The 13,818-nt window shown below is 41.9% G+C and carries 14 protein-coding genes and 1 pseudogene; 7 read left to right on the top strand and 8 right to left on the bottom strand.

Annotation, left to right across the window (positions count from 1 at the left end):
• Positions 1-161: 161 nt before the first annotated feature.
• Positions 162-476, top strand: a complete 315-nt coding sequence (locus tag PY364_RS19530) for a hypothetical protein (RefSeq protein ID WP_275524999.1) — start codon at positions 162-164, stop codon at positions 474-476.
• A 26-nt stretch (positions 477-502) separates the two neighbouring features.
• Positions 503-1,057, top strand: a complete 555-nt coding sequence (locus PY364_RS19525; RefSeq protein WP_275524998.1) for an IS630 family transposase — start codon at positions 503-505, stop codon at positions 1,055-1,057.
• Positions 1,058-1,189: 132 nt separating this feature from the next.
• Here PY364_RS19525 and PY364_RS19520 read toward each other — a convergent pair whose 3' ends face one another.
• From PY364_RS19520 to PY364_RS28850, 5 genes and pseudogenes are all read right to left on the bottom strand, one after another.
• Positions 1,190-3,451 carry an O-linked N-acetylglucosamine transferase, SPINDLY family protein gene (locus tag PY364_RS19520; RefSeq protein ID WP_275524996.1) on the bottom strand — a complete coding sequence of 754 codons (2,262 nt, stop codon included), beginning with the start codon at positions 3,449-3,451 and terminating at the stop codon, positions 1,190-1,192.
• Between the two features lie 164 nt (positions 3,452-3,615).
• Positions 3,616-4,152, bottom strand: coding sequence for a type IV pilin-like G/H family protein (locus PY364_RS19515; protein WP_275524994.1), 537 nt, complete (start codon positions 4,150-4,152; stop codon positions 3,616-3,618).
• Between the two features lie 106 nt (positions 4,153-4,258).
• Positions 4,259-5,584, bottom strand: coding sequence for a methyltransferase domain-containing protein (locus tag PY364_RS19510; protein WP_275525000.1), 1,326 nt, complete (start codon positions 5,582-5,584; stop codon positions 4,259-4,261).
• Between the two features lie 261 nt (positions 5,585-5,845).
• Positions 5,846-6,289: pseudogene (locus tag PY364_RS19505) on the bottom strand (phytanoyl-CoA dioxygenase family protein); the annotation flags it as partial.
• Positions 6,290-6,659: 370 nt separating this feature from the next.
• Positions 6,660-6,893, bottom strand: a complete 234-nt coding sequence (locus PY364_RS28850) for a hypothetical protein (RefSeq protein WP_343278107.1) — start codon at positions 6,891-6,893, stop codon at positions 6,660-6,662.
• 77 nt (positions 6,894-6,970) lie between these two features.
• On the opposite strand from PY364_RS28850, the gene PY364_RS19495 reads away from it, so the two are divergent.
• Entirely contained in the window at positions 6,971-7,156 is a 186-nt protein-coding gene (locus tag PY364_RS19495) for a hypothetical protein (RefSeq protein ID WP_275524992.1), read from the top strand.
• Between the two features lie 4 nt (positions 7,157-7,160).
• Positions 7,161-7,421 (top strand): hypothetical protein, encoded by a 261-nt coding sequence (locus tag PY364_RS19490; RefSeq protein ID WP_275524990.1) that lies wholly within the window; start codon positions 7,161-7,163, stop codon positions 7,419-7,421.
• 174 nt (positions 7,422-7,595) lie between these two features.
• Here the strand turns inward: PY364_RS19490 and PY364_RS19485 are convergent, their stop codons facing one another.
• Complete coding sequence (locus tag PY364_RS19485) at positions 7,596-8,180, bottom strand: Uma2 family endonuclease (protein ID WP_275524988.1); 585 nt, start codon at positions 8,178-8,180, stop codon at positions 7,596-7,598.
• A 223-nt stretch (positions 8,181-8,403) separates the two neighbouring features.
• On the opposite strand from PY364_RS19485, the gene PY364_RS19480 reads away from it, so the two are divergent.
• Together PY364_RS19480 and PY364_RS19475 are read left to right on the top strand one after the other, a co-directional pair.
• Entirely contained in the window at positions 8,404-9,027 is a 624-nt protein-coding gene (locus tag PY364_RS19480; RefSeq protein ID WP_275524986.1) for a Uma2 family endonuclease, read from the top strand.
• Between the two features lie 235 nt (positions 9,028-9,262).
• Positions 9,263-10,438 (top strand): homocysteine biosynthesis protein, encoded by a 1,176-nt coding sequence (locus PY364_RS19475; protein WP_275524984.1) that lies wholly within the window; start codon positions 9,263-9,265, stop codon positions 10,436-10,438.
• Between the two features lie 64 nt (positions 10,439-10,502).
• Here PY364_RS19475 and PY364_RS19470 read toward each other — a convergent pair whose 3' ends face one another.
• Together PY364_RS19470 and PY364_RS19465 are read right to left on the bottom strand one after the other, a co-directional pair.
• Positions 10,503-12,536, bottom strand: a complete 2,034-nt coding sequence (locus tag PY364_RS19470) for a diguanylate cyclase (protein ID WP_275524982.1) — start codon at positions 12,534-12,536, stop codon at positions 10,503-10,505.
• A gap of 353 nt (positions 12,537-12,889) precedes the next feature.
• The gene (locus PY364_RS19465) at positions 12,890-13,021 is read right to left on the bottom strand and encodes a hypothetical protein (RefSeq protein WP_275524980.1); all 132 of its coding nucleotides are present in this window, start codon (positions 13,019-13,021) and stop codon (positions 12,890-12,892) included.
• A gap of 82 nt (positions 13,022-13,103) precedes the next feature.
• Between PY364_RS19465 and hemJ the strand changes: the two genes are divergently transcribed.
• Entirely contained in the window at positions 13,104-13,673 is a 570-nt protein-coding gene (gene hemJ, locus PY364_RS19460; protein ID WP_275524979.1) for a protoporphyrinogen oxidase HemJ, read from the top strand.
• The last annotated feature ends 145 nt before the right edge of the window (positions 13,674-13,818 follow it).

The following is a 13,818-nucleotide window of genomic DNA, read 5'->3' as shown; positions in this document are numbered from 1 at the left end:
GAGGGGTAGGATTTGGGCTGAACCCTCACCTACAAATGTAACCAGTTGTCACTAACTGCCTGAGCAGCTAGGCTAACCGTCCCATAAGCTTTTCGGCTTATTTTAGGTTAAACGAATCGCACTTTTCCTAACTTATTCAGTAAGCCCTACATAGGATTACTGTGCATAGATGGTTAAAACAATATAGTGTTGGCGGTCTACCCGCACTGCTAAAAATCGGAAAATCAACTGGTAGACCTCGAGTAATCTCTAAAGCTGTAATAGCTGGATTATCAGAGAAATTAAGAGAGGAATCATGTGAATTTAAAAGTTATAAAGAAATTGGTAAGTGGGTAGAAGAGAAATATCAAATCTCAGTCAAGTATCAAACATTACACAAGCAATTACACTATCGAATGAAAGCTAAATTAAAAGTACCAAGACGTTCGAGCATCAAAAAAGACAAAGCGGCGGGTATAGAGTTTAAAAAAAACTAAAAAAATTACTAAAAGTCGCTTGGTGGTTGGAGTCTCTAACCCCTAAACCCGCAGAAAATGGGCTGAAATATTGGTGTCAAGATGAAACAAGAATTGGCTTAAAAACAATTGAAAGGAAAAGAATTACAGCTTTGGGGGTTAAACCAATAGGTAAAGTTCAATGGAACTTTAAAGCCTACTATTTATATGGTGCAGTTGCGCCACAAACAGGAGAAAGTTTTTGGTTAGAGTTCTCTCATCTAGATGGTATGTGCTTTCAAATATTCTTGGATCAACTAGCCGAGAAATATCCCGATCATTTAAATATTATCCAATTGGATAATGGAAAGTTCCATCAAAGTAGTAGGCTAAAAATACCCGATAATATTCTACTAATTTTTCAACCACCATACAGCCCTGAATTGAATCCAATTGAGAGAATATGGTTACACATAAAACAAGAACTGAGTTGGGGAATCTATGAAAATCTAGAGGGTCTTAAAGAAAAAGTTTGCGCTTTTCTGGGGGAACTTTCAACAGAAGAAATAGCATCTATAGCCGGATGGGACTATATTTTATCAGCCCTAGCTACTGTTGCATAACTTTAGAGAATTGGTATAATGTCATCCGTTCGGGCATAAATTTTAATGTGAACATCGCACGCTTTTCTTACTGAATCATACGTTCACAACTTAAATAAGATTGCTATAGCTGACAAATTTATCTCCAGGTACTTAAGAGTTGGATTGGTCAACATATATCTGCCACATTTGCTCATAGGCATTCTCCATCTCGCGGGTAAACTTTTCAGCATTCCACAAGGGAGATGTTTGCCTTGACTGCCGCAGTTTCCACGATATTTGTTGCCGCAGAGCCGCGTCTTTCCCCAACCGAATCCCCCATTCTACATACTCTTCATCTGTCCAAGCAATTCCCTCAGTCACGCCTACATTCATCATCATGGTATAACTGTTGCGAGCCGCAAATTGCTGCCCCACTCGCGTTACCAGAGGGATACACATCCAGAGAGTTTCCAGAGTGGTTGTAGCTCCGTTGTAGGGATACGTATCTAACACCACATCTGCAACGTCTAAGTTAGCTCGGTGTACGTGTTCTTGGGAAGCCTCTGGCAAAAACCGCAAGCGATCGCGCCCTACTCCTTCTTCTTCTGCTAGTTGATTAAAAAAGTTTTTAATCGATTCCTCATCACCCGATCCTTTAATTAAGAAATAACTATTTGGTACTTCCTTCAGAATCTTCATTTGGAGTCTAACTGTTCTCGGATGGCGTTTGTAACTTTTCTGAGAACTGAGATATACCACCGCATCTATCGGAATATCCAACTGATCGCGTCGCAGAGTCGGCAAACCTAACTCAAAACCACCTACAGCAATGTAGGTATCTGGCAAGCGCCAAATTTTTTCATTGTAATAGTCTTGGGCCGATTCCGGCAGCACATAAGGATCGGCAAGAAAGTAGTCAATTGCAGGCATTCCAGAAGCATCCCAACCCAACCAAGTTACTTGAATAGGCGCTGGTTTAAGAGCCATCACCGCACAAGTTACATCTAGAGTAATGCTGTCAAGGTCAATCAGAATATCAATTTCATCTTGATAAATTTGCTCGGCGATTTCTTGGTAGGAAAACCCCGCTTTATAAGCTTTATCAACTTTTTCTACATACCATTCTTGTAAAGGCTCCGATGTCTTTCTGTAACCGACAAAGTAACCATAAATCTCAAATTGCTCCCGATCGTGACACTGAAACAACCATCGTGCCAGCCAACCCACAGAATGTCTTAACAGGCAATGGGATATGTAGCCAATCTTGAGGCGCTTTCCCGCAACTTCCTGACTTTTGCGAGATAAATGTCCATCTCGATATCGCTCTACCTGCTCTTTCTCTTTATTTTGAATATAAACTTGGCATAACTGAGCTACTTGGTTGTGTATTCTCCTATTATTATCTGCCCGATCCTCAAAGTAGGGAAAAAAGAATGTGCTAGAAAACAAGTTTTGCACTTTAGCTGGGTGAGTCGCCAATGGTAGCGGTTCCTTTACCAGTAACTCCAACACTGATTCGTGTTCTTCCATGAACGAATCTACTTCTTCCCAGTAACCGCCTGCACTCATCAGCCCTCGCAGCACTTTGTGATTAGCAAAAGCTTTGTCTGCCAAGTCTTCAGATAATGAATAGCACAATTTTGCTATTTTTATTCCCTCATCATATTGCCCTAAATTTTGGTGAAAACTAGCCAGATGTGGCAAAATAGCCAACTGATTGAGAGTTTTGCCATACTTTTCCACATCTAAGCGGCGACAGACCTCTAGTAAACTAATACCTATTTGTGGCACGCGTAGGATGTAGCCAATTTCAACAGCAGCAGCAATTACAAGTTCGAGAAAAACAAGAGGATCGTGAACATATTTTATACAGGTTTCCGCTAATTCCAAAGAGGACGGCTGCAAAGGTGCGTAAGCTAACACGTTCTTCAATAGCTGCATTAATAGATCAAAGTCTACTTCTATTGGTGGCTCTGACCCTAGCATCTCAATCACACCTAAATCAGTCAGTTCCTCTCCTGTATAAGTTTCCAGCAGGATAGACAGACCGATCAAATGCAATAGGTTATTAATATCCGCCGGATTGATTTCTCTTATATGCTGGCGGATTGCCCATGCTGGCAAATAGTCACCAATCTCCCCCCGTCGCTCCGCTTCTGTTTGCAACACTTTGATCAGTTCGACCGTCCACAAATCAACTTGTTCCGGCTCCCCCTCTGCCATGCCTAGCAGCCAAGTCGTCTGAGCTTCTGTCTCCTCTTCCTGCAACAGCAACATCAACCCCAAATGCCAGTAGTGAGATTTAGTATCAGGTTCAGCTTGAATTGCCTTTTCATAGAGGTTGGCAGCTTTATAGAAATCTCCTTGAAGCAGATATTGATGGGCTTGCTGCTGCCAATAGGAATATTCAGTTGGTGGGTATTCAGTATTCATAGAGGCACGCTAATAAAAATCACTAATATTTGGTAGGATAACCGCTCAGAAGAAATCTAATTCAAGTTAATTAAAGAAAGCGGGTAGCGTAAGCGATACACTACCCACTTTCTTAACAGCTCCAAGCCAGCTCCGCTAAATACTTTCCAGCTCTGGCTGCTCTTCTACTTGGAGACTTCTGTATCAGGACTGACACAGGTAAGAGCATTGCCTGCCCCTGTAGCTTGAGCTGCTGTACTGCCAGCTTTTCCAGCTTCACAGAGGACTGCTATTGTAGTTGTCTCGCTTTCAGCACCAGCGCTAGTACCCAGTTGGACGGTTCCCGTGTAACCTTTCAGAGCAGGACCTTGAGGTGATCCGATGTTAGCAACAGCTTGGGTAGTGGTATCGGGTGTCGTTGGCGCGACACTATAGATATAGTTAGTGGTCTGAGTTTTGATGCCGAGTCCCAGATTGTCAAAGTCTGCAAATTTATTGTTCTCCGCATATTTGGCTTGCTGAGCTCTGTTCATTGAACCGGTATACTGCTTAGCTTCTGACTGCTTTGCTTTGTTGGCTTGGTTGAGGAAGGAAGGCAAAGCAATAGCAGATAGAATACCGATGATGATGATAACGACCAACAGTTCAATCAGGGTGAAACCTTTATCCTGTCTCTTTTGGTTGAGGTGTTGCAGGAATCTGGCTTTAAATTCGGTTTTCATGGTTTGTTTCTCCTAGAGGCGTGTGATGCTTGATTTCTAACTCGTAAGCTTAACTTACCCCCATTCCCTTGCTTTGATATCACCCCGTGCAAATTTTTTTGATTTTTTAAACTGATCGCTCCAAAAGCACATACAGAAAAGCTTCTAGCATACTTAAGAGTTCCTTCACTTCCTCAAAAGCTGTCTCGTGGCTCATTGGCTCTAGGGTGGCGGGGTGCAGCGGTCTGAGCTTGAGCCAGAGTTCGACTAGGGACATCATTGGCTGCGCTCCCTCCCACAAAGGCAGTAGACAGGCCGCCAGCATACTTTCGACTGCGATCGGCACTTGGGTAGGCAAAGGTATATAACTACTAATAATAAAAGGTCGTTGCTTGGCAATACAGTTGAGCAGGTCTTCTCTCACCTGGAGAGTCTTCAGTTGAGGATGTAGGTACACCTGCGCTGTCTCCCAGTCATATTCAGTCCATTCAGCAACGGATACAAAAGACTGCTCACCATTGGGATGACCGCACCAAAAGTCAATTAGACGATGGACGGGATGTAACAGTTCAAATAGATGCAGTCGATATTCTACAGAAATTTCTGGCAAGCTCATTGCTAGAAACGGAGGCAAATTCTCTGAATCTTGGAACAAATCCGTCACATCCCAGTGTCGCCAACCTACCATGCTGATAAACTCTAAATCAGCATTTCTTAATGCTGCAAACACTTCTGGGATAGTAAACCCCTTGTCTCCCTGTAGTAAATAGTTCATAAAAATCCATTCATCCTTGTCTGTAGGATTAGAAGTCCAGTTTCTTGATTTGAGAAGAACTTCATTTTTTAAAGCATTCATGGTTTCTCGGACTATTTCTATCTCTAAATCTTGGGGATTTTCATCCATCAAACCCATTGATTTACAAAATTCCTGAGCTCTAAAGAAACCAGATCGTTGGAAGTAACTATGTAAGTTTGTCCTAATAATTCCATCAGGCTTTAAAACTGACTTCATTGCTTGCAATCCTAAAACGGGATCGGGTAAAAGATAAAGGACTTCATCATTATTGATGAAATCAAATTCTAAACCTAAGCTAGATAAATCCTCTATTGATATTGCATGAAATTCTACATTTCTAAAACCGTGATGCTCCAAACGCTGACGAGCTAATTTAACGGATTCTTCTGATATATCAACTCCTACAATTTTAGCGCCAGGATTTGCTTCTGCCAAAATCAAAGCTTTATATCCACTGCCACATCCAGCATCTAAAATAACTTTACCTTCAGTTTCAATTACTTTTTGATTCCTTAAATAGTAAGGCGTAACTAAATTATGAATATAAAGCAGCACATGACTATCTTTGGGAGATTCTTCTAGGGGTGTTCTGGGATAGCAAACGGTATCGAATTGCTGGCGAATCTTCTCTATTTTATCTAATTCTTGATTTTCCATTATATCATCTCGCTTCTTAATTGAAAGTAGTAAATAATTCTCTTGCAATTCCGTAGCCACTTCCGCAATCTCCTCAGACAAGGGATACATATGCTGATACTGAAGGATTTGCTTCCCAATCAAGCCCAAACGCTGATGAAAACTTGGTAGATTATAGGGGTCAAGGAGTGGACTTTTATAAGGCTCAACATCAGCTCTCTGAAATTCAAAAGCTAAACTGATGCGTGGATGAGGGGCTTTTTCACTGCTACGCCCTCCCCAGTGTAACACTTCGTGATTCCAACACAAGACAGAACCCATTTTTGCAGGCAAAGCACGAATGTCTTGATAATTAATTTGTGTGTTGCTTTTTTCACCTTTTTGAACGTTGCGACTATAATTAGGATCGAGAGTGGCTGGGACAATGTACATACATCCATTCAGAGGAATGGCATCAGTGAGCGGTATCCAAATTGTGACACATTTTGGCATCCCGTCTGGTAAAAGTGTACCATTTAAGTTGTCACGATGTGGCTTCCATCCTCGATCTGTATTGTTTGTTTCAATGTGCCAAGCCCAAAAAGCAGGCAATTGTTTATAATCATCGCCAAGGATAGCCGATAATATCCTCGATAACCGACAAAATACTAGCCAAAATTCATCATAAACGAATACAAATGGTGTCGGCCATCCGGCTTGCAAGACTTGTTTAAGACTAACCGCCATGCACGAAATCTCTTCCTCAGATAGAAGAAAATCTATTTGAAAATAACCCTCTTTTTTGAGATTGAGTAACAGTTTGTCTAAGTTGTCTCGCTCAAATTCAATTTCGGTATTGGGTGGGAGAGTTAAACTTTCGCTGACACTTAAGTTAGGATTGAGGATTTTCCAAAATTCAGGATTTTGAGCTTTTTCTAAAAGAGATTTGACATTAATCATCGGTTTTAGCTACGAATACCCACAGTTGAAGCTGTACAAAATATGAATTTTTTGGCTGGATACACTGTTATTATAAGTGTAAATAAGAGATAAAATCCTCTTGGGTCAAGTTAAGGTGGGAAATCTCACTTGTGAACGCGACCCTGTGAAGTAAAGTTTACCCAAACTTAGGAAAAATCTTATCATCATTGTCTGCCCGATCGCGCTTTTTCCCAACCATGAACAGCAACACCGCATTTATCATCAAATTAGTCCTACTATCCGCCGCCCTCTCCCTGGCCATCAAATACGGCGGGCCCAGCTTATCCATTCCCTCCAGCAATGCGATCGCGCTGATCGCCATATTCACCCCTAGCATTATCCTAGCCGCACTCCTGGGCTGGAGAGCCATCAAACCACTTAAATCAAGCTGAACCTGGGAAATGCGATCGCCATCATCTGCTAAGCTGTAGATATCTCTGGGATTTTATGGGCAAGAAAAACCACAAAAAAGCAATTCGTTCACTAAATAAGCGCATTGCTGAACATCAAGAAAAGATTAGAATAGAATCTGAAAAGCATTCTCCCGATGCAGGTTTAATTAAGCATTGGGAAACTGAGATTAGCGCCTTTGAAAAAGGTATTCAACAAGCACTAAAACGATTAGGGAAATAATGTTATGCAGATTCGCGATCGCACCCTTCCTCTTGCCAGTTCTACTCTCCGTACATTAATTAGGGAGTTAGGCTCAGAATGCCAAAATGTCACAGCCTTAATCTATCAGCTTCAGTCACCTCACCTGAGTGCTAGACAACAAGCTGAAATTCTCGCAGAATTGCTGTCTTCTGCAATTCATTTGAATGTTCATTGTGGAGAAGATTTTCAGACATTAATGGCCGAGGAAATGGAAAAATTGCCCGATGATGATGAACAGGAGTAAATTAAGATCCATCAACTATACAGCACTTTCCAGGTAAGTGAAGTACAGAGAAACCGGGTTTCTTGAATAAAACTGATTTCTGGCGAGAAATAAGCGAAGAAACCCGGTTTCTAGGGTGTACTTTATAAACCTGGAATCCGCTGTATCAAGCTAAACCTGCGAAATGCGATCGCGCTAGCCAGAAATTCCTCTCCTAAACTCCCTCATCGCTTCCACACTCGAAGCCATCAGCAAGCAGCGACAAAGTAAATTAATATCTAAATCGGGTAAAACAACACTTGAATAAATTTTTTCATAACCCTCAGAACCCAAACAATATAAAGCTAACACACCATCTTCCCAGAACCAAACTTCAGAAACTCCTAATACTCGATAGCGCTGCAATTTTCTCACATTCCCGCTAGTAAAAACAACTTCAATACATAAATCAGGCGGAGAATTTGGGGTTATTCGTCTACCAATAAAGTAAGATTCATCAGCTTGTGCAGACACTACCCCTTCCTTTTCTTGGGTAAAGCTTCCCGTAGGTGCAAACTCAATTTCATTTTCGGCGCAGTAGATAGCCAGCAGCGTACAAATTGTCCGACTAAAAAATTCGTGTTCTTGCGAAACTGCCAAGATTTCTACCTCTCCTTTGTAATAAAATAACTTGATGCCAGGGGAATCAGAAAAACCCTGTTCAATTAGCTTGAACTGTTGCCAGCTAATCCCAGAATGAATTAGTCTTTGGTCTAATGGCTGTAAGAGTGTCTGTGTCATCGTGCGAACCTCTATCAAGCTTCCTTTTTAATTGATATTATCACAATTTATACCAGCTTTGAACCGCGATCGCCGGTTCATAAACAATTAGCATAAAAAAATCAACTGAGGCGGGTTTACTGGCTTTCTGGTTTGTATAGTACACCTTGGCAAACCTGCCTACCAATTTCCCAACACCTTGCACTATAATGTATAAATATCCCAAGCAACTGAAACACTCACCATGATTCAAACCTTACAAAAAGCAGTATCATTCGATGAATTTATTGACTGGTATCCAGAAAATTCCGAACATCGATATGAACTATACAACGGAGTAATTGTCAAGATGGCACAACCATTAGGAGAACACGAAGAAGTTACTGGCTTTTTAGCCTCAGAGTTAACCGCAGAGTTCAGAAAACTCAAACTTCCTTACTTTATTCCCAAACAAGCGTTAGTCAGAGCACCCGCTAGAGAGTCAGGCTACTTGCCAGATATTCTCATCTTAAATCGTTCTAATTTAGCGTCAGAACCTCTGTGGAAAAAAGCTTCAACGGTTAGTCAAGCTATTTCAATTCCTTTAGTAATTGAAGTAGTCAGCACTAATTGGCGGGATGATTACTTTAGTAAATTTACTGATTATGAAGAAATGGGCATTCCCGAATACTGGATTGTAGACTATCTCGGCTTAGGCGGTAAACGGTTTATTGGCAACCCCAAACAACCCACAATCGCTATCTGTGAATTGGTTGACGGCGAGTATCAAATTAGTCAATTTCGGGGAAGCGATCGCATCATATCTCCAACTTTTCCAGAATTGCAACTGACAGCAGAACAAGTTTTTAAAGAAGGGACTAGGGGCTAGGGACTAGGGACTAGGGAAAGAGGAAAAGATGGGGAGGATGGGTAATTAGCAATTAGCAATTACCAATTAGCAATTAGCAATTAGCCATTAGCAATTAGCAATTAGCCATTAGCAATTAGCAATTAGCCATTAGCCATTAGCCATTAGCAATTAGCAATTAGCCATTAGCAATTAGCAATTAGCCATTAGCCATTAGCCATTACCAATTACCAATTACCAATTACTTTTAAACTTAATGCGAACCATAGCCGAAATCAACGACAAAATCAGCCGCCAGCAGGCCGTAGTTTGGACAGTAGAAGAACTTAAAGCACGAGTTGCCGAAATCGGCACAACCCAAGCTGCTAAAGAAGTAGACGTAATTACCACCGGCACCTTCGAGCCGATGGAATCCTCCGGGGCAATTATCAACCTGGGACACACTGACCCCCCGATCAAAATCCGTTCCTGCTGGCTAGATGGCGTTCTAGCCTACTCCGGCTTTGGGGCTGTAGACCTCTACCTGGGAGCCACCCAAGTCGCCGAAGACGGCGAAGAATCGCGGGAACGGGGCGGCGGCCACGTCATCGAAGACCTAATCGCCGGTAAACCGGTACAACTTAGAGCCGTAGGCCAAGTCACTGACTGCTACCCTCGCGCCTCCTTTGAAACCACTATTACCCGTGACACGATTAACCAGTTTTACCTATTCAACCCCCGCAACATCTACCAAAACTTTATCGTGGGTGTAAATGGAGGCGATCGCACTCTCTACACCTACCTCGGCCCCCTACAACCCCATCTCAGTAACGCCGTTTACTCCAACCCTGGAGCCATTTCTCCCTTGCTAAACGACCCAGATTTACAGCTTGTGGGTATCGGTACGCGCATTTTCCTTGGCGGTGCGATCGGCTATGTCACCTGGGAAGGAACCCAGCATTTCCCACTACAAAAACGCCTTCCTAATCGTACTCCCATTGGCCCTGCTGCTACCCTAGCTTTAATTGGTGATGCTAAACAGATGAACTCTAAATGGGTACGCGGTTGTTACTTCAAAAATTACGGCCCATCTATAATGTTAGGAGTTGGAATTCCTCTGCCAGTTTTAAACGAAGAAGTAGTTGTCCGTTGCGCCATACAAGATAAAGACATTGTAGCACCAGTAGTAGATTTTGCTATCCCTCGGCGCGTGCGTCCTACCTTTGGTTTAGTGACTTATGCTCAACTCAAAACAGGCCGGATTGCGATTGAAGGTAAACCCGTCAGGGTGGCTCCCCTTGCAAGTTTTTACCTCTCCCGTCAAGTAGCTTTAGAGCTTAAACAATGGATTGAGGAAGGACAATTTACCCTGACTGAAGCCGTTGCTCAAATTCCGATAGAAAGGGCTTTTTTGCCTCAAGATTTATGGGGTAGTCAGGTGAGGATAGACTAATAAGAAGAAGGAAGGAAGGAAGGAAGGAAGGAAGAAGGAAGAAGTATTTAGTTATCTAGGAGATTTAATTTAGAATTGCTGATGCTGTAACTACACGATCGCGCCCTGTTGCCTTTGCTTCATAAAGTGCGCGATCGGCAGCAGCGATTAAATCTTCTGGGATTCTATTAGAAATTGGCATCAAGCTAGCCACTCCTGCGCTAACAGTGACAAATTTGTTAATTTGGGATGCGGAATGGGCAATTTGCAAACCGGATACAGCTAACCTCACCGCCTCCGCAACCTGCAAAGCGCCTTTTTCATCCGTGTAGGGTAGTATTAATGCAAATTCTTCCCCTCCATAACGGGCGACTAAATCAGCGGGGCGCTTAGTCGCGCCTGCGATCGCTTTTGCTACTGCTTTTAAACAATCATCCCCCGCCAAGTGTCCGTAAGTGTCGTTATAGGATTTGAACAAATCCACATCTACTAAAACCAGTGCGATCGGGTGTTTTTCGCGAACCTGTCGCAGCCACTCAGACTCTAAATATTCGTCAAACCTACGCCTGTTTGCTATCTGTGTCAAGCCGTCGGATGTCGCTAAACGCTGTAATTCTTGGTTTGCTACTTGCAACTGCTGATAGATTTCTGCTTGCTGAATCGCGATCGCTAGCTGACTTGCAAGTTGATTCATCAACTCTATCTCCAAATGCGGCCACTCGCGAGGCGTACTGTGATGCACGATCAACAATCCCCACAATTTATTGCCTTGCATAATCGGCATATCAATCCAAGCTTTTACTTGCCACTTCTGAAATAACTCCTTCTGCTGTCGGGAAATAGCTGTTTTCGAGATATCGCCCACAGCTCGAATATAACCAATTTGATAGTAAGAAACATAATAAGCTTCCAAACAGCTATCTAAACTTGTTCCCCGAATAGATACACAGTTGTATGCTACAGATTCAACTATAACAATGGCGCGGGTGAAATCGCAGCTATCATTATACTTGCAAGGTTCCAACTGCAAAATAATTGCCCGGTCAGTTTGCAAAAATTGCCGCACTTCTGCCACAGTAGTATTCAAAACTTCATCAAGGTTAAGAGAGTTGCGAATATGATTAGTAATCAACCTCATTAGTCGCTCCCGTTCCATTTGCTGTCGCAGTGCTTCTTCTACCCACTTACGCTGACTTATATCTTGTGCTGCTCCTAAAATTTGCGTGGGCAAACCGTCGTTATCCCTACTAAAAATTAGTTCTCTGGTATGAAACCACCGCCACTCCCCAGAACTGTTTTTTATGCGGTACTCCCATTCAAGAATATCGCTATCTCCAGCAAGGTTGAATTTAGCGACACGCTCTGGGATTTGGGCTAAATCTTCTGGATGGAGCAGGTTAGGGAATAACTGATAACCCATTTCTTTCATCTCTATCTCTGTATAACCAAGCATGGGAATTACTTGCTCATTGACATAGATATTTCGCTGTATTTTTATATCATAAAGATATACAATATTGGGAGTATTGTCCGCAATTTTTTGTAAAAAATTATGACTTTTTAGGAGTGTTTTCTCTATCTGTTTACATTCCTTGATTTCTTCCAAGGCGGAATCTAACATCCTGCTGTAGTCTTGAATTGAGTCCATCAGCTCCGTAACATCTTCCACGATCAAAAGAGCATAAAAAGATGTTGAAGTGGAGATTTGAGATGAAAGATTAAAATCTACTTTAAATTTGATTTTGTCGGATTCATAAAGTTGATAATTAGAAAAAAAAGTAGCTGTCGGTACAGGAGTTAAACTTGTGTTTTGAATGCGATCCCGTCCATCTGGTAGCTGACAGGGAATGACACATTTATATAATTTAGAAGAAAAAATTGTTGGGGAACTCTCTGAAAAAACTTGCTTTAGGGAATCAACGTATTTAGGCTGGTTTAGGTGGGGAAAATACATGAAAATATCTTTACCAAGGATTTCATTTCTAGAAATTCCCGTCCACTCTTCCATAATTCGGTTCCAAAAGTGAACAGCAAAATTTTCTTGGAGGACGCAAACTCCTTCAGGCATCAGATCGAGGATGCTAAAATCTGGTATAGTTATGTAAGATTCTTGATTCACTTTCGGTATGATTTGGTAATTTTTATGCTAATTTTACTCTTATCAAAATCTAGATGAATGGCATTTAGCAGTACCTCAAAGCAACAGGCTTTGAAGATAAAAAATCTCCCCTCTTAAGTTCCTTTATTCAACGATTGAGCGAATTTGCGCTAAAATCATGGTATCTGTCGCATCAAGGGGCTTTAATTTTAGCAAGTTGTCAACTTTACCCTGTCCATAACTTGCGAGCCAATATTCTAGTGCTGTACTAAGGCACTGGTGAGATAAGGCACAACTAATGTTGAGTACGATATATTATCTGGAAGAATACTTTCTTCTATTTTAACAGCATCAATGTCTATAGTGCAATAAAATTAGCGCCTGACGACGGCGGCGATAATCCAAGCACTTTCCTTCGCCAGTCGCGAAGCAATAAACAGGGTTCTAATACCATAGGATTGCCCAACTAGGCGATGGAAATCCGAAGAGAGATGCGTTTGCACCATCAAAACTCGTTTGCGTGGGTTTCTTGAATTAGAGGAAATCCAACCAGATTTGGTATAATGCTATTTTCTCTGGAGACAAATCATGGCTTATTTTTGGTTTAAAGCATTTCACTTAATCGGCATTGTGGTGTGGTTTGCTGGACTGTTTTATCTCGTGAGACTGTTTGTTTATCATGCTGAAGCTGCGGAACAACCAGAACCAGCTAAGACGATTCTAAAAAAACAGTATGAGATTATGGAGAAACGTCTTTATCACTTGATTACAATGCCGGGAATGGTGGTAGCAGTAGCGATGGCAATCGGTCTTGTCTCCACTGAACCTGATGTTTTGAAGGATGGCTGGCTACATTTTAAACTGCTGTTAGTGGCACTTTTAATCATCTATCATTTTTACTGCGGCCGGATTATGAAAAAATTAGCAGCAGATGAGTGTAAATGGACTGGTCAACAATTTAGGGCTTTGAATGAAGCGCCGACTATTCTTTTAGTATTGATTGTTTTGCTGGCAGTGTTTAAGCAAAATTTGCCACTAAATGCTACTGTTTTTGCCGTTTCTGGATTGATTATTGCGATGGTAGCAACGATTCAACTTTATGCTAAGAAACGGCGGCAAGATAAAATTAAATTGTCGGGAGAGATGGTTCAAGAATAGATTTAGCATGAGAGAGGGCGGGTTATAAGCTTTATCAAATAAAGACCTCTCCCCCCCCCCCCCCTTTTTGTTGTCTCTTTTACACAACTCCCCGCCCCCCAGACAAAAAACCGACTCCTAATCCCCCTTTTGCTTGTAAAAAAAA

This window comes from Kamptonema sp. UHCC 0994 (assembly GCF_029167235.1).
In the GTDB taxonomy this organism is placed as follows: Bacteria; Cyanobacteriota; Cyanobacteriia; order Cyanobacteriales; family Microcoleaceae; genus Kamptonema.
Note: the sequence above shows the minus strand (reverse complement) of the source record. Positions and strands in the feature narration are given on the sequence as shown.